Annotated in this window: 17 protein-coding genes and 15 other annotated features; of the genes, 9 read left to right on the forward strand and 8 right to left on the reverse strand. The window is 53.5% G+C overall.

What is annotated here, in order from left to right; all coding sequences use genetic code 11:
* Positions 1–35: 35 nt before the first annotated feature.
* Positions 36–972, reverse strand: a protein-coding gene (gene ybiS, locus STM0837; RefSeq protein NP_459814.1) for a putative periplasmic protein. Within the gene, positions 36–956 belong to an annotated coding region; the region does not span the whole gene.
* Positions 967–972: a ribosome-binding site (putative RBS for ybiS; RegulonDB:STMS1H001136), on the reverse strand. It overlaps the preceding gene by 6 nt.
* A gap of 190 nt (positions 973–1,162) precedes the next feature.
* Positions 1,163–1,168 (forward strand) — a ribosome-binding site (putative RBS for ybiT; RegulonDB:STMS1H001137).
* On the opposite strand from ybiS, the gene ybiT reads away from it, so the two are divergent.
* The gene (gene ybiT, locus STM0838) for a putative ATPase component of ABC transporter with duplicated ATPase domain (RefSeq protein NP_459815.1) occupies positions 1,163–2,767 on the forward strand. Within the gene, positions 1,175–2,767 belong to an annotated coding region; the region does not span the whole gene. It overlaps the preceding feature by 6 nt.
* Before the next feature lie 608 nt (positions 2,768–3,375).
* On the forward strand, positions 3,376–4,119 hold the full coding sequence (locus STM0839; protein ID NP_459816.1) for a putative inner membrane protein: 744 nt from the start codon (positions 3,376–3,378) through the stop codon (positions 4,117–4,119).
* A gap of 28 nt (positions 4,120–4,147) precedes the next feature.
* Here STM0839 and ybiV(2) read toward each other — a convergent pair.
* The gene (ybiV(2), locus tag STM0840) for a putative hydrolase of the HAD superfamily (RefSeq protein NP_459817.1) occupies positions 4,148–4,875 on the reverse strand. Within the gene, positions 4,148–4,867 belong to an annotated coding region; the region does not span the whole gene.
* Positions 4,870–4,875, reverse strand: a ribosome-binding site (putative RBS for ybiV(2); RegulonDB:STMS1H001138). It overlaps the preceding gene by 6 nt.
* Positions 4,876–5,071: 196 nt before the next feature.
* Positions 5,072–6,346 (reverse strand): putative cytoplasmic protein gene (gene ybiU / locus STM0841; RefSeq protein ID NP_459818.1). Within the gene, positions 5,072–6,337 belong to an annotated coding region; the region does not span the whole gene.
* Positions 6,341–6,346 (reverse strand) — a ribosome-binding site (putative RBS for ybiU; RegulonDB:STMS1H001139). It overlaps the preceding gene by 6 nt.
* 239 nt (positions 6,347–6,585) lie before the next feature.
* Positions 6,586–6,591: a ribosome-binding site (putative RBS for ybiV(1); RegulonDB:STMS1H001140), on the forward strand.
* Between ybiU and ybiV(1) the strand changes: the two genes are divergently transcribed.
* Positions 6,586–7,408, forward strand: a protein-coding gene (gene ybiV(1) / locus STM0842; RefSeq protein NP_459819.1) for a putative hydrolase of the HAD superfamily. Within the gene, positions 6,599–7,408 belong to an annotated coding region; the region does not span the whole gene. (Overlaps the previous feature by 6 nt.)
* A gap of 77 nt (positions 7,409–7,485) precedes the next feature.
* On the opposite strand, the gene pflF is transcribed toward ybiV(1), so the two are convergent.
* The 4 genes from pflF to moeA all read right to left on the reverse strand — a co-directional run bounded on the left by pflF (position 7,486) and on the right by moeA (position 13,098).
* Positions 7,486–9,931, reverse strand: a protein-coding gene (pflF, locus tag STM0843; protein NP_459820.1) for a putative pyruvate formate lyase. Within the gene, positions 7,486–9,918 belong to an annotated coding region; the region does not span the whole gene.
* Positions 9,924–10,833, reverse strand: a protein-coding gene (gene pflE / locus STM0844; RefSeq protein NP_459821.1) for a putative pyruvate formate lyase activating enzyme. Within the gene, positions 9,924–10,823 belong to an annotated coding region; the region does not span the whole gene. Before pflE ends, pflF begins: the two co-directional genes overlap by 8 nt.
* Positions 9,926–9,931: a ribosome-binding site (putative RBS for pflF; RegulonDB:STMS1H001141), on the reverse strand. It overlaps the preceding gene by 6 nt.
* Positions 10,828–10,833: a ribosome-binding site (putative RBS for pflE; RegulonDB:STMS1H001142), on the reverse strand. (Lies within the gene pflE.)
* Before the next feature lie 267 nt (positions 10,834–11,100).
* Positions 11,101–11,863 (reverse strand): molybdopterin biosynthesis gene (gene moeB, locus STM0845; protein ID NP_459822.1). Within the gene, positions 11,101–11,850 belong to an annotated coding region; the region does not span the whole gene.
* Positions 11,850–13,098 (reverse strand): molybdopterin biosynthesis protein gene (moeA, locus tag STM0846; protein ID NP_459823.3). Within the gene, positions 11,850–13,091 belong to an annotated coding region; the region does not span the whole gene. The genes moeB and moeA overlap by 14 nt, the downstream gene beginning before the upstream one ends.
* Positions 11,858–11,863, reverse strand: a ribosome-binding site (putative RBS for moeB; RegulonDB:STMS1H001143). (Overlaps the previous gene by 6 nt.)
* Positions 13,093–13,098: a ribosome-binding site (putative RBS for moeA; RegulonDB:STMS1H001144), on the reverse strand. It lies within the gene moeA.
* A gap of 176 nt (positions 13,099–13,274) precedes the next feature.
* Positions 13,275–13,280: a ribosome-binding site (putative RBS for ybiK; RegulonDB:STMS1H001145), on the forward strand.
* On the opposite strand from moeA, the gene ybiK reads away from it, so the two are divergent.
* The 5 genes from ybiK to yliD all read left to right on the forward strand — a co-directional run bounded on the left by ybiK (position 13,275) and on the right by yliD (position 19,577).
* Positions 13,275–14,229, forward strand: a protein-coding gene (gene ybiK / locus STM0847) for a putative asparaginase (RefSeq protein NP_459824.1). Within the gene, positions 13,288–14,229 belong to an annotated coding region; the region does not span the whole gene. Its footprint overlaps the feature before it by 6 nt.
* Positions 14,228–14,233 (forward strand) — a ribosome-binding site (putative RBS for yliA; RegulonDB:STMS1H001146). Its footprint overlaps the gene before it by 2 nt.
* The gene (gene yliA / locus STM0848; RefSeq protein NP_459825.1) for a putative ATPase components of ABC-type transport system, containing duplicated ATPase domain occupies positions 14,228–16,111 on the forward strand. Within the gene, positions 14,240–16,111 belong to an annotated coding region; the region does not span the whole gene. It overlaps the preceding feature by 6 nt. The genes ybiK and yliA overlap by 2 nt, the downstream gene beginning before the upstream one ends.
* A gap of 20 nt (positions 16,112–16,131) precedes the next feature.
* Positions 16,132–16,137 (forward strand) — a ribosome-binding site (putative RBS for yliB; RegulonDB:STMS1H001147).
* The gene (yliB, locus tag STM0849) for a putative ABC transporter periplasmic binding protein (RefSeq protein ID NP_459826.1) occupies positions 16,132–17,682 on the forward strand. Within the gene, positions 16,144–17,682 belong to an annotated coding region; the region does not span the whole gene. It overlaps the preceding feature by 6 nt.
* A gap of 48 nt (positions 17,683–17,730) precedes the next feature.
* Positions 17,731–17,736: a ribosome-binding site (putative RBS for yliC; RegulonDB:STMS1H001148), on the forward strand.
* The gene (gene yliC / locus STM0850) for a putative ABC transporter periplasmic binding protein (RefSeq protein ID NP_459827.1) occupies positions 17,731–18,663 on the forward strand. Within the gene, positions 17,743–18,663 belong to an annotated coding region; the region does not span the whole gene. Its footprint overlaps the feature before it by 6 nt.
* Positions 18,651–18,656 (forward strand) — a ribosome-binding site (putative RBS for yliD; RegulonDB:STMS1H001149). (Overlaps the previous gene by 6 nt.)
* The gene (gene yliD, locus STM0851) for a putative ABC transporter inner membrane component (protein NP_459828.1) occupies positions 18,651–19,577 on the forward strand. Within the gene, positions 18,666–19,577 belong to an annotated coding region; the region does not span the whole gene. Before yliC ends, yliD begins: the two co-directional genes overlap by 13 nt.
* 90 nt (positions 19,578–19,667) lie before the next feature.
* On the opposite strand, the gene yliG is transcribed toward yliD, so the two are convergent.
* On the reverse strand, positions 19,668–20,993 hold the full coding sequence (yliG, locus tag STM0852; RefSeq protein ID NP_459829.1) for a putative Fe-S oxidoreductases family 1: 1,326 nt from the start codon (positions 20,991–20,993) through the stop codon (positions 19,668–19,670).
* Between the two features lie 214 nt (positions 20,994–21,207).
* Positions 21,208–21,213: a ribosome-binding site (putative RBS for yliH; RegulonDB:STMS1H001150), on the forward strand.
* Between yliG and yliH the strand changes: the two genes are divergently transcribed.
* Positions 21,208–21,607 (forward strand): putative cytoplasmic protein gene (gene yliH / locus STM0853; RefSeq protein ID NP_459830.1). Within the gene, positions 21,224–21,607 belong to an annotated coding region; the region does not span the whole gene. Its footprint overlaps the feature before it by 6 nt.
* Positions 21,608–22,130: the final 523 nt, after the last annotated feature.

The following is a 22,130-nucleotide window of genomic DNA, read 5'->3' on the forward strand; positions in this document are numbered from 1 at the left end:
CGATAGTATCTATCGGGCTTCGCAGGCAGAGTCTGTCAGTTCAGACGAACCGGCATCCCGGAACGATCCTGAACTGCCTGTTGTACGACGGTCTGATCAACGTCAGGCTCGTTGGTGACGGCCAGGATACTCTTATTAAGCGTGATCGGCACCGCTTCCTTACCTTCAAACTGCGCTTCCGTCGTTGACAGCGGGTTATGCACCTCAATGTAACGGCTACCGTCCGGCTCGGTGGTGGCTTTTACCGGTTCATCGATAAACTGCACGCGGGTACCGACCGGCACATTTTCAAACAGGAATTTGATATCGTCGTTGCGCAGACGTACGCAGCCGTGGCTCACGCGAAGCCCGATGCCGAAGTTGGCGTTGGTGCCGTGAATAGCATACAGGCGACCGATGTACAGCGCGTACAGGCCCATCGGGTTATCCGGGCCCGCAGGCACGACGGCAGGCAGCGGCTCGCCGGCGGCGCGATATTCAGCGTGCATTTTTGCCGTAGGCGTCCAGGTCGGACCGGCTTTTTTACGTTCAACTTTGGTCGTCCAGTTGATAGGCGTGTCTTTACCTAACTGACCGATCCCAATCGGCAGGACGATAACGGTGTTTGTGCCTTTCGGGTAGTAATAGAGGCGCATTTCCGCGCTATTGATGATAATGCCTTCGTGTACGGTATCCGGCAGGATCAGCTGCTGCGGAATATTCAGCACGGTACCGCCCTTCGGCAGGAAGGTATCCACGCCAGGGTTGGCTTCCAGCATGTTGGAGAGCCCCATCTGGTACTCCGCGGCAAAATACTCCAGCGGCTGGGTATTGCCCTCCGGAACGGTGATGACCTGATTTTGCCCAATTAAACGGCTACCATCGGTAGGCAGCGGGTAAGTGACTGCTGAGGCTGTTTTACAAAAACCAACTACAGCGAAAGCCGCCGCGAAAAGCGTTGTTAATTTCATATTCATGTTATGCGAGATTCTGTGCCAAGCAGGCTAGTAGGTTGAGAATTCTGTCATGTTGGGAGCGCATTATAGGTGCATTCCAGTAAACAGGGAATTCAGATGTGTACGAAATCACGTTTTTTTCCCTTACGGTTCAGTGTAGCCCTTTGTACAGGGCGCGATCTTATTTCAGACTTGTGGCATAATAAGCGGTTTGTCACATCTTTTTTCAGGATAAGCCTGTGTTAGTTTCCAGCAACGTTACCATGCAGTTCGGCAGTAAGCCGCTGTTCGAAAACATTTCCGTCAAATTTGGCGGCGGCAACCGTTACGGCCTGATCGGCGCCAACGGTAGCGGAAAGTCCACTTTTATGAAAATCCTCGGCGGCGACCTGGAGCCGACGCTGGGCAATGTTTCCCTCGATCCGAATGAGCGCATCGGTAAGCTGCGTCAGGACCAGTTCGCTTTTGAAACATTCACCGTACTTGATACTGTCATTATGGGGCATGGCGAACTGTGGGAAGTCAAGCAGGAGCGCGACCGTATCTACGCCTTGCCGGAAATGAGCGAAGAAGACGGCTATAAAGTCGCCGATCTGGAAGTAAAATACGGCGAGATGGACGGTTATTCCGCTGAGGCGCGCGCGGGCGAACTGCTGTTGGGGGTGGGCATCCCGCTGGAGCAGCATTACGGTCTGATGAGTGAAGTCGCGCCAGGCTGGAAATTACGTGTGCTGCTGGCGCAGGCGTTATTCTCTAATCCGGACATCCTGTTGCTCGACGAACCGACCAACAACCTGGATATTGATACTATCCGTTGGCTGGAGCAGGTGCTGAACGAGCGCGACAGCACGATGATCATCATTTCGCACGACCGTCACTTCCTGAACATGGTTTGTACGCATATGGCGGATCTGGATTATGGCGACTTGCGCGTCTATCCGGGTAACTATGATGAGTATATGACGGCGGCGACCCAGGCGCGTGAACGTCTGTTGGCCGATAATGCGAAGAAAAAAGCGCAAATTGCCGAGCTGCAATCTTTTGTTAGCCGTTTTAGCGCCAATGCCTCTAAATCGCGTCAGGCAACGTCGCGCGCGCGGCAGATTGATAAAATCAAGCTGGAAGAGGTGAAAGCCTCCAGCCGTCAGAACCCGTTCATCCGTTTTGAGCAGGATAAAAAACTGTTCCGTAACGCTCTGGAAGTGGAGGCGCTGACGAAAGGTTTTGATAACGGTCCGCTGTTTAAAAATGTCAATTTGCTGCTCGAAGTCGGCGAGAAGCTGGCGGTACTCGGCACCAATGGCGTGGGTAAATCTACGCTGCTGAAGACGCTGGTTGGCGATCTGGACGCCGATCACGGCACCGTTAAATGGTCGGAAAACGCGCGTATTGGTTACTACGCGCAGGACCACGAATATGAATTCGAAAATGACCTGACGGTGTTTGAATGGATGAGTCAGTGGAAACAGGAAGGCGACGACGAGCAGGCAGTGCGCAGTATTCTGGGCCGCCTGCTATTTAGCCAGGATGATATCAAAAAGCCTGCCAAAGTCCTCTCCGGTGGCGAGAAGGGCCGTATGCTGTTCGGCAAACTGATGATGCAAAAGCCGAATATCCTGATCATGGACGAACCGACTAACCACCTGGATATGGAGTCGATCGAATCGCTGAATATGGCGCTGGAACTGTATCAGGGCACGCTGATCTTTGTTTCGCACGACCGTGAGTTCGTCAGCTCGCTGGCAACCCGCGTCATTGAAATTACGCCGGAGCGCGTGGTGGACTTCAGCGGCAACTACGACGATTATTTGCGTAGTAAAGGGATCGAGTAAGTTATTGTCTGTAACCCCGATAGCGTCGGGGTTACAGAATGTTAACAAGGTAATTTTTATTTTTTCCGAATGCAATGTGAAAATTATATATACTCTTAGAGCCTATCCCATTAGGGCTATTTTACTTGCCATTTTGGACCTGGGCAGTGCTCGCCAAAACGCGTTAGCGTTTTGAACGCCGCTAGCGGCGGCCCGAAGGGCGAGCGTAGCGAGTCAAACCTCACGTACTACGTGTACGCTCCGGTTTTTGCGCGCTGTCCGTGTCCAAACTGGCTGCGCCAATAACGCCTGGTGGGATAGGCTCTTAATATTCTATTTTAAAATTAAATGAAAGAAGAGGATCTATCATAAAAATTGCGAATATATTTTGTGGTAAACATATTGTAATGTTATTTTCTTTATAAGAATTCAAGTGCTATTTTATATTCCTTTATTGTTCAACAAAAGGAATAAATATGAGCATTTTGGAACGCTTTTTTGGCCGTAAAGAAAAAAACTCATCTAATATACAAGGTGTTTTAGTAGCGAATGCTGAAGTTGATAACCCACTAAGTTTAGTTGTTGTATTTGATACTCTCCCGGAAAATAATTCAAAAGAACTCACCCGCTTGTTGCGTAATTATCATTCCAGTATGAAACAGGCAACGTGTGAACTTGTCCCTGAACTGGATTTTTTTGGTTTAGCAGGATGGGGTAAGCATGTAATATCGATGGTTGGATTTAAAACGCCTTACCCTCAGGAATCAATCGAACAATGCGTCGCGCCAGCTCATTATCCCCAGGAAGTAAAAGAGCAAGTACGGGCAACCAGTGCAAATATTATTTTATATTATAAGGGGTATGATACTTCACCTTTAGAGCAATATGTTGCGTTGGCTGTGGTTGCAGGTGCATTAAGTAACATGGGGGCTGTCGCTGTATTAAATGAATCGGCTCACACTTCATTACCTGCGGGGGTATTTAAGTCTCAGGAGTTGGGTAAGCATAGTCTGGAAATGTTGCGTGAAGGTTTCCCGCTGACCTCTCTATTTTGTGGATTTGTGAAATATGAAGTTGAGGATATCGAAGGCGTATGGATGCGTACCTATGGTGCTGATTGCTTTGGGCTACCAGATTTCGCAGCACACGCACAAGGTCATCACGAAGGGCAAAAATATTCTGATATTTTCAATAATGTTCTGCGTTACCTGCTTGAAAGTGGAGCAGAAATGGCTGCCGGGCATACCATGCAAGTCGGTAAAACGACATTTATGAAACTGCGCGATCCCCTTGACGATGAATATTACTTACAGGGGCCTGGAACCACATTAGTGGTTGAACTGATTGAAGAAGATGAGTGTAATGCTCATTGAGAAATCGGGGTAATTGCCCCGACTCTCGTTAAAGTGTAAACGGCACTTTATTTTCCAGCACCGCCTGAATCACATTCAGTGCGCCTTCATGCTTATTATTATCGGTAGCGTAACGGGCGATTTGTTTAATGTTTTCTGCGGCATTGTCCATCGCAAAGGAATAATGCGCCATTTTTAGCATCTCTGCGTCATTGCCGCTGTCGCCAATCGCTACCATATTTTGTGGCGGCAGATCCCAGCGTTTCAGTAACCGCGAAATACCGTTTGCTTTATGCAGGCCGGGAATAATCAGATCGATAAAACCGAAGCCGCTGGTGACGGGCTTCATAATGCCATCGAGCGTAACGTGTAGTTTGTCGATCACTAACGGGATTTGTTCATCCGGTAGGTTGAGCGAAAACTTGAACAGTACGTCATCAATCTCCTGATAATCTTTTACGGGTTTCAGGCGATGGTAGTGTTTTGCCATCAGGGTAACGAATGCTTCTGGCGCATTTTCGCTGACATATGCACTTTGCAGACCGCAGGCGACAAAATTAAGTTGCTTATCTTTCAGCAACTCGCCAATAATAATCCGCGATTCATGTCGGGTCAGTTCGCCGTGGAACAGTTGCTTGCCATGTTCGTAAACCAGTGCGCCGTTTTCCGCGACAAAAGAGATCGCATCCTTTAGCTCAGGAAAGAACGAAATAAGCTGGTAATACTGATTACCGCTGGCGACAACGAACTCAATGCCGCGCTTTTTCAGTTCCTGAAATTACGCCGGAGCGCGTGGTGGACTTCAGCGGCAACTACGACGATTATTTGCGTAGTAAAGGGATTGAAAGCTAAACACTGACGCCCGGTGGCGTTGTGTTTACCGGGCCTACGTATCCTGGCGCGTAGGTCCGGTAAGACGGGTGCGCCCAGACAAAGGGCGCACCGCAGTTAAGCGGGCAGGGCGGTACGACCGTCAAACATCTATACCTAATGCCCGTTTACCGTGAATATTCAGATCGCGCAGCGTGAAGCGCCCTTCCCAGGTGGTTTCATAGTCCTCGCGCGGGAAATCGCCCGGTGATGCGCCTGTCTCCAGCGCCGCTTTCACCTTACGCGCATAGGCCAGATTTTTCTCACACATTGGCGCGGCAGGAATGTACATCACATTGCCCCAGCCCTGCTGATTTTCGACGGGGGCGACGGAGTGGATGACATCGCAATGCCACCACACGGAATCCCCGGCTTCCAGCGGCGGAATGCTGGTTAACGCCGCCATCAGTAAAGGATGCCACTGTTCAGAAATCGGCAGCACCCGGCCCGGCGCGACGCCGCATAATTCATCTTCCGGGACATCATCCAGCAGCGGGCGCAGCAGAATATACGCCATCGCCTCCGGGATAGGGACGACATGAAGCAACCCCTGACCGGGCAGCATATCGGAGAGCGCGGTCCAGCCCTGGAAGGTGCGAAATACCGAGCATTTTGTGGTGTTATCCACCGTGTACTCTTCAACGTCGGTACGGTGCGCCGCATTCCACGGATCGTACTGCTCGACGTTGCCGTTAAACACGCTGGCGAATACCTGCTGATAGGCTGGCAGCAGCCAGCGTTCCAGCGCGCCGGAGTCGGTATGCGCCCCCAGTCCTTTGGATGTGGTGCCCGGCGGGCGGCGGCGGATGCGATCCGGGTAAATAATGCTGATATCCGGATTAAACCATCGCTTGCCGTCGTGCTCTACCTGCCATAGACGGTTGAGGAACGACTGCGCCAGCGCCATCTCTTCACTTTGGCGGGCCTGCATTTGCGCCTGCGACCAGTAGACAGGATAGATTTCAGGCCGGGAGGCGCTCAGCGTACCGAAAAAATTATCCCCCGGTCCTTTATACACCTCGTCAAAATGGTTCTTGTCCAGATAATCGAGCATCGACTGGTCCCATGCCAGCGCCTGTTCGCGTGGAAAATGACCTTTAATCACCGCGCACCCGCGGCGCTTAACCTCGGCGCGGGTGGCATCGCTAATGTTGCCCATCGCCAGTTCGCTAAAAGGGATAATTGGCCATACCGGCTGCCCCTGCGCCTTCAGATCGTTAATTTCCGCCACCCGGGCTGCTATGGTGGCGCTCAAACGGTCGAACACCGCCTGTACGTCGCCGATTTGCGCGCGTAGCGCCTGCTTCATCTGACGAATGGCCGCTTTTGGGTCGGCGGGCAGCGTTTCGTGGGTAAAAGGAGTCGTCATATCAACCTCATCATCTTTCGTTCGAAAGTAAAATTAGTTACATCTGATACTTTAAGTTAAAATAAGGTTAATGCAAGTTTAAAATATTGCAGGAGCGCACAAGGAGAGAAGCGAGAGGAAAACGTAAGGTGGCCAGGACGCCTTAATGTCTTATGCGGCTATTCCTTTCGTTCAGCCACTTTTCATTCGAAATAAATTTGTGGTTCTGCTCACATTGTTATTAAAATGTTTCTGGTCGCAGTTACAGCCAGGAGCTTAAGTATGACCGTTAACGTTGTCGTTACAGATATGGACGGCACTTTTCTCGACGATGCCAAGCAGTACGATCGTGTACGCTTCATGGCGCAATACCAGGAACTGAAAAAACGTAATATCGAATTTGTGGTCGCCAGCGGTAATCAGTACTATCAGTTGATCTCCTTCTTCCCCGAGCTGAAAGACGAAATTTCCTTTGTCGCAGAAAATGGCGCGCTGGTGTATGAACATGGCAAGCAGTTGTTTCACGGGGAGCTAACCCGGCATGAATCGCGGATTGTGATTGGCGAACTGCTGAAGGATAAGCAGCTTAACTTCGTCGCCTGCGGTCTGAAAAGCGCTTATGTCAGCAAAAACGCTCCCGAGACTTTCGTGGCGCTGATGGCCAAACATTATCACCGCCTGCAGCCGGTAAACGATTATCACGACATTGACGATATCCTGTTTAAGTTCTCCCTGAATTTGCCCGATGAACAAATTCCGCTGGTTATCGACAAACTGCACGTATCTCTGGATGGCATCATGAAGCCCGTCACCAGCGGCTTCGGTTTTATCGACCTGATTATCCCGGGACTGCATAAAGCGAATGGCATCAGTCGTCTGTTAAAGCGCTGGAACAGGTCGCCACAGAATGTCGTCGCCATTGGCGACAGCGGTAATGATGCGGAAATGTTGAAAATGGCGCATTACTCTTTTGCCATGGGCAATGCCGCAGACAATATCAAAGCGCTTTCACGTTATCACACTGATGATAATAACCATCAAGGCGCGCTCAACGTCATTCAGGCCGTGCTTGACGGCACCGATCCCTTCTGATTAACAGGCCTGCGTAGGCCTGTTAAACGTAGCGCCATCAGGCAGTTCGGACATATTGCCGATGGCGCCAGGGTAAATTACAGCATATGTTCGGTACGGGCGATGATATCGTCCTGCGCATCCGGCGACAGCGCGGTGAAGAAGGCGGAGTAGCCTGCCACACGCACGACCAGATCGCGGTACTGGTCTGGATGTTTTTTCGCATCCAACAGCGTTTCGCGTGACACGATGTTGTACTGAATATGCCAGCCTTTATGCACCTCAAAGAACGTCCGTAGCAGAACCATCAGTTTCTGTTTGTCGGATTCGTTTTCCAGCGTCGTTGGGTTCAGTTTCTGGTTGAGCAGCACGCCGCCGAGAATGGAACCGGTAGGTAATTTGCCTACGGAACCAATCACCGCCGTCGGGCCGAGATGATCCGTACCTGATGCAGGGCTTGCGCCTTCCGCCAGCGGTGTATGCGCTTTGCGACCATCCGGGGTAGCCATAGTCGCGGCGCCAAATGGCACGTTTGCTGAGATAGAGGACGTACCGGCGTAATAGTTGCCGCCGACAGGGCCACGACCGTAGCGCGGGTTATGATATTGCTTCAGCTCATCAATATAGGTCTGATAAGCGCGCGCCAGCAGCGTATCGACGGTATCATCGTCGTTACCGTACTTCGGCGCGCCGTTAATCAGACGCTGGCGCAGCTGCTCATGGGTCAGCCCGTCAAAGTCATCGGCCAGCGCGGCGGCAAGCTGCTGTTGACCGATAACGCCCTGTTCGAAGACCAGTTTTTTCACAGCGGCGAGGCTGTTGCCCAGGTTGGCGATACCGACCTGGAGACCGGATACCCAGTCATATTTCGCGCCGCCTTGCTTGATACTTTTCGCTCGCTCAATACAGTCATCTACCAGCGCTGAGCAGAGGATATCGTGGACGTTCTCTTCCAACATGGTGTCGACCACATACTCAATTTCAATCGATTTGCGCGTGTAGTAGCGAATTTGGGTATCCCAGGCGGCCATCACTTCGTCAAAATTGTTAAAGTTGCCTGCGGAGAGCGCCTTTTCCTGCGGCAGAAATACCTTGCCGCTGGTGGCGTCGCGACCGCCTTCCAGCGCCGCCAGCATGACGCGGGCGAAGTTAATAAAGCTCATGCCGGTGCAGCGATAACCCCATTTCCCGCCGACGGCGGTTTCGATACAGCCGATCGCCGCATAATCGTAAGCGTCCTGCGGTTCGATCCCCAACTTGATAAATTCCGGGATGACGATTTCATCATTGTTAAACGCCGGCATCCCAAAGCCGCAGCGGATGACCTGGACGCAGGCGTCAAGGAAATCGTTACTCATTCCGGCGTGATAACGCACACTGAGGTTGGGCTGGGTAGAACGCAGACGTCCACAGGACTCCAGAATGGCGTAAGACAGCGGATTCACTGCATCCATTGGCTGACCGTTGATAAGTTTCTGACCGCCAATGGTGACGTTTTGATACAGCGGGCTGCCCGCGGAGGCTTTAGAGTGCGAACCGGAGCGGATCTTGTTTACTTCCAGCAGTTTCAGCCAGCAGCTGTGCAGCAGTTCAATGGCGTGCTCACGATCCAGCGTCTGGTTTAGTTCGACATCGCGACGATAATAGGGGTAAAGATACTGGTCCATACGACCAAATGACACCGAGTGACCGTTAGACTCAATTTGTAGAATCAGTTGGATGAAGTAGCACAATTGCAGTGCTTGCCAGAAGGTCTGCGGCGGTTGGTGGGCGATCACCTCGCAGTTTTCGGCGATGGTAAGTAGCTCTTTACGACGGCTTTCACGGGACTCTTCGCCCGCCATCTGGCGCGCCAGCGCGGCAAAGCGCGTGATATGCTGGCTTACCGCGTCCAGCACAATATCAATCGCCTTCAGGAACTGCTCGCCATGCAGATCTTCCAGCACGGTCAGGTTGATGCGTGAGCGGCGCTCGGCGACTTTATCGCGCAGGCCATAAAGCCCTTTTTCCAGCAGCAGCGGGAAGTTCACCGCCAGGTGCGCATCGCCGGAAGTCATATTGCCTTCGGCTTTGATAATGCCAGTCGCCAGAAGCCCTTTTTGTTCATCGGTAAACATGCCGTAGCAGCGATCCTGGACGGTTTGACCGCGCCACCACGGACAGACGTCGTGCAGAATACGTTTGTTTTCTTCACTTACGGAAAAACCTGCGCCGGGCCGGTCCGCCAGGTCGTCGATCTCTTTTTCAATCCACGAGACGGTATATTCCGGGAAAATCGGCGCGGCGCGGACTTCACTTGCCTGGTTGCCGACGATCAGTTCATCGTGTTTTATCCAGATAGTGCGTTCCGCCAGGTGATGGGCCAGCGCCAGCGCACGGCGTACCGGAATCGGTTTATCCAGATGCTGCTGGTACATTTCGGTATAATGCTGCGCGCGCTCGGTACAGACCGGCGGTTTCACGATATGTACCAGCGCGGTTTTGTGCGCCTTAATGCGGTCACTGAGCGTGTCCAGTTTCAGTTGGGTCATGATAATTATCCTCGTAGGGTCGCGGTTAAACCTTTTTGGCAGGCGTACTTCTGGGCAAAATCAAGTAACGCCGGCGCATCCAGTGGTTTATCCGGGGCATGATAGGGTTGACTGAGTAAGTGGTATTTATTGATGCCCAGCGTGTGGTAGGGCAGAAAATGAATTTCCCCGACGTGCAGTTCGTCGGCGGCAAAGTCGGTAATGGCTTTAATGGCCTCCTCATCGGCATTAAATCCCTGAATCAGCGGGACGCGAATCACCATTTTTTTGCCCGCGGCGGCGAGTTTCCTGAGATTTTCCAGCACCCGCGAGGCGCTGCCATCGGTCCACTGCTTAAACGGCCCGTCGGCGACATGCTTCAAATCAGCCAGAAACAGATCGATATAAGGCAGTGAGGGCGCAATGTATTTCCATGGGACATGCAGACAGGTCTCAACCGCAGTATGAATACCGGCGTCATGGCTGGCTTTAAACAGCTCTGCCGCCAGTTCCGGCTGCATAAACGGTTCGCCGCCGGAAAGCGTAAGACCGCCGCCGCTGCGATCGTAAAAAGGTTTATCGCGCAGTACCGTCGCCATGATCTCATCCACGCTTTTTATTTCGCCGCACACGGTTAACGCCTGTGTGGGGCAGCAATGCGCCAGGATGGAAAAATGGGCGTCGGTCAGTTTCTCGCGATGGATGAGCAGGCCGTTTAGCGCGCGCTCAATGACGTCCGGCGCGGCTTGCGCGCACAGGTCGCATCCTTCGAGACACAGCCGCGCGTCGTATAACAGATCCTGAGCGCGGGCGCGGCTTTCCGGGTTCTGGCACCAGCGACAGCCCAACGAACAGCCTTTGAGAAATACTACGGTACGGATACCGGGGCCATCGTGGGTAGAATAGCGCTGAATATTGAAGATCATAAACGGCCTCTCTTATTTCATATAAAGATTAAATTACTTTCGAATGAAAGCTATCTTGATGTGCGTCAACGAATGGAGAGGTTCTGACAAAGAGGCGTTAAATGAGGTACAACATCACGGTTTGAGGTTGTGGTATGGCGTTTAAGATGATGCCGCGCTGCTTGAGCCGATCGTCAGTCGGAGCTTGGGTAAGCTGGCTTTGCGTCTGATGACAGTAATTATCTGTTGATACAGCACGGCCATAAACCGTGCTTTGGTATGTTTATCCGTAAAGTGGCTACTGCCCGCAGACCTCACAGCCGGGGTTGCGCATTAACTTCATTTCGCGGAACTGACAGGTCATCGCATCGTACATGACGATTTTTCCGCTGGCAGGCTGACCGTAATGCGCCAGTAGCTTAATGGCCTCCATTGCCTGTAGCGAACCGATCACGCCAATCAGCGGCGCCATCACCCCTGCCTCTACGCAGGTCAGAGCGTTTTCGCCAAACAGACGGCTCAGGCAGCGGTAACAGGGTTCGTTTTCCCGATACGTAAAGACGGTAACTTGTCCTTCCATACGAATGGCCGCGCCGGAGATTAGCGGCACTTTCGCGGTATAGCACCCGGCGTTAAGTTGATTACGTACGCTAACGTTATCGGTACAGTCCAGCACCAGCGAATGCCCGGCAATCAGGCTGGTCATAGCGTCGTCGTCCAGCCGCGCGTTAACGGGCGTAATGGTAATATGTGGGTTGATACGCGCCAGCGCGTCGCGGGCGGACTCTACCTTCGGCTGCCCGACCGTGGCGTCGCTGTGCAAGGTTTGACGCTGGAGATTGGAAACGGAAACGGTATCAAAATCGAGTAGCGTCAGTTGCCCGACGCCAGCGCCAGCCAGATACTGCGTTGCCGCGCAGCCGAGCCCGCCCAGCCCGACCACTAATACCCGCGCATCTTTTAACGCTTCCTGCCCTTCAAAATCGAAGCCGCGCAGAATAATTTGTCGGTTATAGCGCAGCATCTCCTGGTCGCTAAGTTCCGCCATTACAGGCCTCCGAACAGAGCATTAAACGGCTCGACTTCCACCCATTCTCCCGGCTCAACATTGCCGCGTTCACGCTCCAGCACAATAAAGCAGTTGCCCAGACTAAACGAGCTGAAAATATGTGAACCCTGGTGTCCGGTGGTCGTGACCTCCAGTTCGCCGTTGGCGCTACGTTGCAGAATGCCGCGCTGGAAATCGAGACGCCCCGGCGTTTTCTTCAGGCGAGATGCTGTGCGTACACGCTGGCGCGGCGGCACTGCGCTTGCCGTGTTGCCGCCAAGCTTCGCCAGTAAGGGCTGAACCAGTTGATAAAACGTGAGCGCCGCAGAGACTGGATTCCCCGGCAGGCCACAGAACCAGCTATTACTGAGCTTGCCGAAGGCAAACGGTTTGCCTGGCTTGATAGCCAGCTTCCAGAAGGCGATTTCGCCCAGCTCCTCAAGGATGGTTTTGGTATAGTCCGCTTCACCAACCGAGACGCCGCCGGAGCTTATCACTACATCGGCCTGGCTGTCGGCGTCGATAAACGCGGCGCGAAGCTTACCGGGATCGTCAGGAATAATGCCTAAATTGATCACTTCGCAGCCAAGCTGTTGCAGCATCAAATGTATAGTTAGACGGTTAGTGTCATAAATTTGTCCCGCCTCCAGCGGCTGGCCCGGAAGCTGGAGCTCGTCGCCGGTCGAGAACAGCGCTACGCGCACTTTACGTACAACCTGCGCATCGGCAATTCCCAGCGACGCCAGCACTGGCAGTTCGGCAGTAGTCAGGCGCGTACCGGCCGGAAAGACCACCGCATCCTGGCGAATATCCTCGCCGCGGCGGCGGATGTTTTGTCCGCAACGAACATCGGCGGTAAAACGCACGCCGTCATCGGTTTGTTCCGTCTGCTCTTGCATGACTACCGCCTCGCAACCTGCCGGTACCGGGGCGCCGGTCATAATGCGAATGCAGGTTCCCGCAGGCCACTCTCCCTGGTAGGGCTGACCGGCAAATGCTTTGCCGGCGACGGGCAGCGGCTTATCGGCGGACAAATCCGCCACACGTACCGCATAACCATCCATAGCTGAATTATCAAAGCCGGGGACATCAAGGGGAGATACGATATCGGTCGCCAGGATGCGGCCAAAGCAGTTCACCAGCGGCAACGTTTCTACGGCGGTGAGAGGGGTAATACGTGAAAGCATCTGGGTCAGCGCCGTTTCAAGCGGCATCAATCCGGCGGAAAATTCCATGAACATACTCCTGCGAGGCAAAATCGAATCCGGCTATTATGTCAGAAAACAGTGGCGGGCAGTATGCTACCTCGGTCTTAGAGACGGCCTTGCGCCTTTACATACCTTACGCATCTTTCTATATTCAAAAATCGAATGAATAACTCACAACAATTCTGATAGTTATAGTAAAAGTTGTGTGCCACCGTAATGGACCCTAAAAATGAATAAAGCAGTGATTGCGATTCACGGCGGCGCAGGCGCGATTGCTCGCGCGCAAATGAGCCATGAGCAGGAGCTACGCTATATCCAGGCGTTGTCAGAGATTGTTGAAAGCGGGCAAAAGATGCTGGAAGCGGGTGACAGCGCGCTTGATGTAGTGACGGAAGCGGTGCGCCTGCTGGAAGCGTGTCCGCTCTTCAATGCGGGTATCGGCGCGGTCTATACCCGAGACGGGACTCATGAACTGGATGCCTGCGTGATGGACGGCAATACCCTGAAAGCCGGAGCCGTCGCGGGCGTGAGTCATGTTCGCCATCCTGTGCTCGCTGCCAGGCTGGTGATGGAGCGCAGCCCGCATGTACTCATGGTGGGGGAAGGGGCGGAAAACTTTGCCTTTTCACAGGGGATGGCGCGCGTTTCGCCGGATATCTTTTCCACCCCGGCGCGTTACGAGCAATTGCTGGCGGCGCGTGCGGCGGGTGAAATGGCGCTCGATCACAGCGGCGCGCCGCTGGACGAAACGAAAAAAATGGGTACAGTCGGCGCGGTGGCGCGGGATAAATTCGGCAATCTGGCGGCGGCAACGTCTACCGGCGGGATGACCAATAAATTGCCCGGGCGCGTCGGCGACAGCCCGCTGGTCGGCGCCGGGTGTTATGCCAACAACGCCAGCGTCGCCGTTTCCTGTACCGGAACGGGAGAGGTCTTTATTCGCACGCTCGCGGCTTACGATATCGCCGCATTGATGGAATATGGCGGACTCAGCCTTGCCGACGCCTGTGAGCGCGTGGTGATGGAAAAATTACCGGCGCTGGGCGGCAGCGGTGGATTAATCGCCGTTGATCACGAAGGTAATGTCGCGTTGCCGTTTAACAGCGAAGGGATGTATCGCGCCTGGGGATATGCCGGGGATACGCCGACCACAGGAATTTACCGGGAATAAGGAGCCGCAGGTGCCGCACAGCGATGAACTGGATAGCCGCGATGTTCTGTCCGTCAGTGGCCTGAATATCGCGTTTCACCACGAAGGGCAACAGGTAGACGCCGTGCGTAATGTGTCATTACGCCTGAAGCGTGGAGAGACTCTGGCGATTGTCGGCGAGTCGGGATCGGGAAAATCGGTGACGGCGCTGGCGTTAATGCGGCTGATTGAGCAGTCGGGCGCGAACGTGCGCTGCGGCGAAATGCTGTTGCGTCGGCGTAATCGTCAGGTGATTGAGCTGTCTGAGCAGAGTGACGCGCAGATGCGGCGTGTGCGCGGCGCGGATATCGCCATGATTTTCCAGGAGCCAATGACCTCGCTCAACCCGGTATTTACCGTTGGCGAGCAAATTGCCGAATCTATTCGTTTGCATCAGGGGGCCAGCCACGAAGAGGCGCTGGCGGAAGCGAAACGTATGCTCGATCAGGTACGGATCCCGGAGTCGCAGGCGATTTTATCGCGTTATCCGCATCAGCTTTCCGGCGGGATGCGCCAGCGAGTCATGATCGCGATGGCGCTATCCTGCCGTCCGGCGGTATTGATTGCCGATGAACCCACCACGGCGCTGGATGTCACTATCCAGGCGCAAATTCTGCAACTTATCAAAGTGTTGCAGCAAGAGATGTCGATGGGCGTGATTTTTATCACCCACGACATGGGCGTCGTGGCGGATATCGCCGATCGCGTGCTGGTGATGTATCAGGGCGAGGCCGTGGAAACCGGCAGCGTAGAGCAGATTTTCCATGCGCCGACGCATCCTTATACCCAAACGTTACTGGCCGCCGTCCCTCAGCTTGGCGCGATGCGAGGCCACTCGCTGCCACGCCGTTTCCCGTTGATTTCCGCTGACGAACCGGCCCTTTATGAATCGCAGATTGAGCAAGACACGGTGGTGGAAGGCGAACCTATTCTCCAGGTTCGGGGGCTGGTGACGCGATTCCCGCTGCGTAGCGGTCTCTTTAACCGCGTTACGCGTGAAGTTCATGCCGTTGAGAATATCAGTTTCGATCTCTGGCCCGGCGAAACGTTATCGCTGGTGGGCGAGTCCGGTAGCGGAAAATCGACGACCGGACGCGCGCTGCTGCGGTTGGTTGAATCCCGGCAGGGGGAGATTATCTTTAACGGCCAGCGCATTGACACGCTGTCTGCGGGTAAACTCCAGCCGTTGCGCCGCGATATTCAGTGTATTTTCCAGGACCCTTACGCCTCGCTCGACCCGCGCCAGACCGTGGGGTATTCCATTATGGAACCTTTACGGATTCATGGCCTGGGGCAGGGGGACGCTGCGGCAAAGCGCGTGGCCTGGTTGCTTGAGCGTGTCGGATTACGTCCTGAACATGCCTGGCGTTATCCGCACGAGTTTTCCGGCGGTCAACGTCAGCGCATCTGCATAGCTCGCGCGCTGGCATTGAATCCTAAAGTGATTATTGCCGATGAGGCGGTCTCCGCGCTGGATGTTTCCGTTCGCGGGCAGATCATTAATTTACTGCTCGATTTACAACGGGAAATGGGGATCGCCTACCTGTTTATTTCGCATGATATGGCGGTCGTGGAGCGAATTAGCCATCGCGTGGCGGTGATGTATCTTGGTCAAATTGTTGAGATGGGGCCGCGGCGCGCCGTTTTTGAAAATCCGCAGCATCCTTATACGCGTAAATTGATGGCGGCGGTGCCGGTTGCCGATCCCTCCAGACACCGGCCGCGGCGCGTTCTGCTATCAGATGATATACCCAGCAATATTCATAAACGTGGCGAAGAGACGCCCGCCGTTTCATTACAGTTGGTCGGGCCGGGACATTATGTTGCGCGGCCGCTGCAGGATAATGCGCTCTCGCGCTTATAACATTCAGACAGGCAGGGTTTCAGGAGAACAACATGACGCAATTTATTACGCATAAATGGCTGGCGGCGCTGGGACTGGCCTCATCCATTGCGGCTTTTCCGGCCCTGGCGGCCAAAGATGTGGTGGTGGCGGTAGGGTCTAATTTCACCACGCTCGATCCGTATGACGCCAACGATACACTCTCGCAGGCGGTGGCGAAGTCATTTTATCAGGGGCTGTTTGGCCTGGATAAAGACATGAAGGTAAAAAACGTCCTGGCGGAAGGCTATACCGTTTCTGATGACGGTCTGACCTACACCATTACCCTACGGCAGGGGGTGAAATTTCAGGACGGCGCGGATTTTAATGCGGCGGCGGTAAAAGCGAATCTCGATCGCGCCAGCAATCCGGATAACCACCTCAAGCGTTATAACCTGTATAAAAATATCGCAAAAACGGAGGTTGTCGATCCGGCAACGGTAAAAATTACCCTGAAACAGCCGTTCTCCGCTTTCATTAATATTCTGGCGCACCCGGCGACGGCGATGATCTCGCCGCAAGCGCTGGAAAAATATGGCAAGGATATTGGTTTTCATCCGGTCGGTACCGGTCCATACCAGCTTGAAACCTGGAATCAGACCGACTTTGTCAAAGTGAAAAAGTTCGCCGGTTACTGGCAGCAGGGCTTACCCAAGCTGGATTCTATTACCTGGCGTCCGGTTACTGACAACAATACCCGCGCGGCGATGCTGCAAACCGGCGAAGCGCAATTTGCTTTTCCTATCCCTTATGAGCAGGCCGCGTTACTGGCGAAAAATAAAAACCTCGAACTGGTCGCCAGCCCGTCCATTATGCAGCGTTATATCAGTATGAATGTGACGCAGAAGCCGTTTGATAATCCTAAGGTGCGTGAGGCGTTGAATTACGCTATCAATCGTCAGGCGCTGGTTAAAGTGGCGTTTGCCGGATACGCCACGCCGGCGACGGGCGTGGTGCCGCCGTCGATAGCCTATGCGCAAAGCTATCAGCCGTGGCCCTATGATCCGGCTAAAGCGCGCGAACTGTTGAAAGAGGCGGGGTATCCAGACGGTTTCAGTACCACGCTGTGGTCATCGCACAACCATAGCACCGCGCAAAAAGTGTTGCAGTTTACCCAACAGCAACTGGCGCAGATTGGCGTTAAAGCCCGGATAACCGCGATGGACGCCGGCCAGCGCGCCGCGGAAGTCGAGGGCAAAGGGCAAAAAGAGAGCGGCGTGCGAATGTTCTATACAGGCTGGTCGGCGTCGACGGGCGAAGCTGACTGGGCGTTATCGCCGCTCTTCGCATCACAAAACTGGCCGCCGACGCAGTTTAATACCGCTTTTTACAGCAACAAGCAGGTCGACAGCGATTTGGCGGCGGCCTTAAAGACCAACGATCCGCAGGAGAAAACACGATTGTACAAAGAGGCGCAGGATATTATCTGGAAAGAGTCGCCCTGGATACCGTTGGTGGTGGAGAAATTGGTTTCTGCGCACAGTAAAAATTTGACCGGTTTCTGGATTATGCCGGATACCGGTTTCAGCTTTGACGATGCGGATTTGAAGTAAGTAATGCGATGGGGCTGGATGGCGCGCGCGTTGTCCGCCATCCGGTAAAAGGTTCGTGTGATGCTTAACTATGTTCTCAAGCGCCTGCTGGGATTAATTCCTACGCTGTTGATTGTGGCAGTGCTGGTGTTTTTATTTGTTCATTTGTTGCCCGGCGACCCGGCGCGGCTGATAGCCGGACCGGAAGCCGACGCGCAGGTGATCGCGCTGGTTCGTCAGCAGCTGGGGCTTGATCAGCCGCTTCATGTCCAGTTTTGGCATTACATCACCCATGTTTTACAAGGCGATTTCGGGACGTCAATGGTTTCCCGCCGCCCGGTTTCTGAGGAGATCGCCAGCCGCTTTTTGCCGACGCTGTGGCTGACGATAACCAGTATGATATGGGCGGTGCTGTTTGGCATGGCGATCGGCATCGCCGCCGCCGTGTGGCGTAATCGCTGGCCTGACCGGTTAGGAATGACGCTTGCCGTGACCGGCATTTCTTTTCCGGCTTTTGCGCTGGGAATGTTGTTAATGCAGATTTTTTCCGTGGATCTGGGCTGGCTACCGACCGTGGGGGCGGATAGCTGGCAACATTATATTTTACCCTCCCTGACGCTTGGCGCGGCGGTGGCATCCGTCATGGCGCGTTTTACGCGCTCCTCGTTTGTCGATGTCCTGAGCGAGGATTACATGAGGACCGCGCGGGCGAAAGGCGTCAGTGAAACGTGGGTGGTGTTAAAACATGGCCTGCGCAATGCAATGATCCCGGTCGTCACCATGATGGGACTGCAATTTGGCTTTTTGCTTGGCGGCTCGATCGTCGTTGAAAAAGTGTTTAACTGGCCGGGGCTTGGGCGATTACTGGTCGACTCCGTCGACATGCGCGACTACCCCGTGATTCAGGCAGAAGTGCTGCTGTTTTCTCTGGAATTTATTCTTATCAACTTAGTGGTGGATGTTCTCTATGCCGCCATTAATCCGGCTATCAGGTATAAGTAAGGATGCGATTATTTAACTGGCGCCGTCAGGCGATTTTACATGCTATGCCGGTGGTAAAACCCGACCAGATACGCACGCCGTGGCGGGAGTTCTGGCGTCGTTTTCGCCGCCAGCATGTCGCGTTGGTCGCCGGGGGATTCGTACTGGCGTTAATTCTGGTGGCGATTTTTGCCCGTTGGCTGACGCCCTACGATGCGGAAAACTATTTTGACTACGATAGCCTGAACAATGGCCCCTCTTTGCAGCACTGGTTTGGCGTTGACTCGCTGGGAAGAGACATCTTTAGCCGGGTTCTCGTTGGGGCGCAGATCTCACTGGCGGCGGGCGTGTTCGCGGTATTTATCGGCGCGATAATCGGTACGGTGTTGGGATTGCTGGCGGGATATTATGAAGGCTGGTGGGATCGTTTTATTATGCGCATTTGCGATGTGCTGTTCGCCTTCCCCGGCATTTTGCTGGCGATTGCCGTTGTGGCGGTGTTAGGCAGCGGTATTGCTAATGTGATCGTTGCGGTGGCGATTTTCTCTATTCCGGCGTTTGCTCGTCTGGTGCGCGGAAATACCCTGGTCTTAAAACAGCAGACGTTTATTGAGTCTGCCCGCAGTATCGGCGCCAGCGACACGACGATTTTGTTTAGCCATATATTGCCGGGAACGGTCTCGTCAATTGTGGTTTTCTTTACGATGCGTATCGGTACGTCAATTATTTCCGCGGCAAGCCTGTCATTTCTCGGATTAGGCGCGCAGCCGCCAACGCCGGAGTGGGGAGCGATGCTCAATGAAGCGCGGGCGGATATGGTCATCGCGCCGCACGTAGCGCTCTTCCCGGCGGTGGCGATTTTCCTGACTGTGCTGGCGTTTAACCTGTTAGGCGACGGGTTGCGCGATGCGCTGGACCCGAAGATTAAGGGGTAAGCCAGCCCGGTGGCGTTGACGCCTGGCGGGCCTGGAACGGGCTCGTCAGGCGGGATAACACATCCGGCACCCGCGCCGGGGGAGGTGGCGTTAAACCCGACTGCCCCACAAATCATATTCGTCGGCGTTTTCCACTTTCACGCGCACGATATCGCCCGGCTTGACGTTGGTTTCGCCGTTCAAATAGACCGCGCCGTCAATTTCCGGCGCATCCGCCATGCTACGCCCGATAGCGCCTTCTTCGTCAACCTCATCAACGATCACCAGAATTTCGCGGCCCACTTTTTCCTGCAAGCGCTCAGCGGAGATTTGCTGTTGCAGTTGCATAAAGCGGTTCCAGCGCTCTTCTTTCACCTCTTCCGGCACCTGATCCGGCAGCTCATTCGCGCCTGCGCCTTCCACCGGGCTGTACTTGAAGCAGCCTACACGATCGAGGCGCGCCTCTTTCAGGAAGTCGAGCAGCATCTGGAAGTCTTCTTCCGTTTCGCCGGGGAAGCCGACAATAAAGGTGGAGCGTAGGGTCAGTTCCGGGCAGATTTCGCGCCACTGCTTAATGCGCGCCAGCTGGCGGTCAACGGAACCGGGACGTTTCATCAGTTTAAGAATCCGCGGGCTGGCATGTTGCAGCGGAATGTCCAGATAAGGCAGGATTTTGCCTTCCGCCATTAGCGGAATCACATCATCAACGTGTGGGTAGGGGTAGACGTAGTGCAGACGTGTCCAGACGCCCAGTTTTGATAACTGTTCGCACAGGCTCACCATACTGGTTTTCACCGGTTCGCCATTATGGAATCCGGTGCGGTGCTTCACATCTACGCCGTAGGCGGAGGTATCTTGCGAAATCACCAGAATCTCTTTGACCCCGGCATCAACCAGACGTTTCGCTTCGCTTAATACGTCGCCAATCGGGCGGCTGACCAGATCCCCGCGCATCGACGGGATGATGCAGAACGTGCAGCGGTGATTACAGCCTTCAGAAATTTTCAGATACGCATAATGGCGCGGCGTCAGTTTTACACCCTGTTCCGGTACGAGGCTTAAAAATGGATTGTGCTTCGGCTTCGGTACGTAATGATGTACGTGCTGCAGAACTTGCTCATAGCTATGCGGCCCGGTGATTTCCAGTACTTTCGGATGCACTTCGCGGATCTGATCTTCTTTTGCGCCCAGGCAGCCGGTGACGATTACCTTACCGTTTTCGTTCAGCGCTTCGCCAATGGCTTCCAGTGACTCTTGTACCGCGCTGTCAATAAAGCCACAGGTATTAACGATAACCATATCCGCATCGTCATAGCGTGGCACAACGTCATAGCCTTCGGTACGCAGCTCAGTCAGGATGCGTTCCGAATCAACGAGGTTTTTCGGACAGCCCAGGGAAACGAAGCCGATCTTTGGCTGGTGGGTTACATTACTCATAGCTTAAAAAGTGTTCATTTATTGGAATGGTCAGGGCAGGGATTCTACAGATATCCGAACAAAAATTGTATCGCAATCTCATCAGGAGCGGCGGCATCAACCGTTGTGGTTATCAGCAAAAGGTGAAAAAGGGCAATTCTAAGAAAATTCTTGATCTCTGACACCCCTTTGTCTAAAAAACGACCATACTATTAAGTTGAACCCTGGTAGAAAAGAGGAGGAAAAAAGGTATGGTCGTTGACAGACTGAGAACCGATCTTCTCAACAAGCTGATAAACGCGCGTATCGATCTTGCCGCTTATCTGCAATTGCGAAAAGCGAAGGGGTATATGTCAGTCAGCGAAAGTGACACTCTGCGTGACAATTTTTTTGAACTGAATCGCGAGCTCCACGATCACGCTTTACGGCAGGGACTGCATCTCGATCAGGAAGAGTGGAACGCGCTGCGCCGTGCCGAAGGCGCGCTTGCAGCCGCCGCCGTTTGTTTAATGAGCGGACACCATGATTGTCCGACCTTTATTGCCGTCAACGCAGATAAACTTGAAAACTGTCTGACAACTTTGACGCTGAGTATTCAGAGTCTGAAAGCACATTCACCGCTTACACAGGTCTGAACAAGGGGAGGCGACTCCTGAGGAATCCCCAGCAAACCAAGACAGGCATAGTGTTATGTGATCTAATTGATTGCGCTAACACTTTCAAGGAAATCATCACTATGCCTGCTCGTTCATTATGCCAAAAATCCTTTAAAAATATACTGGAGCCTTTGCACCTTTACCGCCGTCAATCTCTGATTGAGGCTACCAGTGTAGTGATTAACGGTGCATCTCTTACACTTATTCAGTATTGGGCGTGATTTGTCAGGAGTAGCATCGGTCAGGCACAAGATAAAACGTATCGATCGACTTCGGGGAAAGTCTCACTTGCAGAATGAAGTTTCAGATACTTTTTCAGCGTGTTACTAAAAAATCACGGAGGGAATGACCCGGGTTGTCATGCTCTCCTATATGCCAGCCTGTTTTCCGCCAAAGGTGACTAAATTCGGTTCACCAGACAATCGTTGATGTTCTTAGGGAACGGTATAGTCGAATTCACTCCTGAAACAGGTACGGAATGTCGGCCGTTTACTATTCTGAA

Origin of the sequence: Salmonella enterica subsp. enterica serovar Typhimurium str. LT2 (genome assembly GCF_000006945.2) — a bacterium.
Taxonomy (GTDB): domain Bacteria; phylum Pseudomonadota; class Gammaproteobacteria; order Enterobacterales; family Enterobacteriaceae; genus Salmonella; species Salmonella enterica.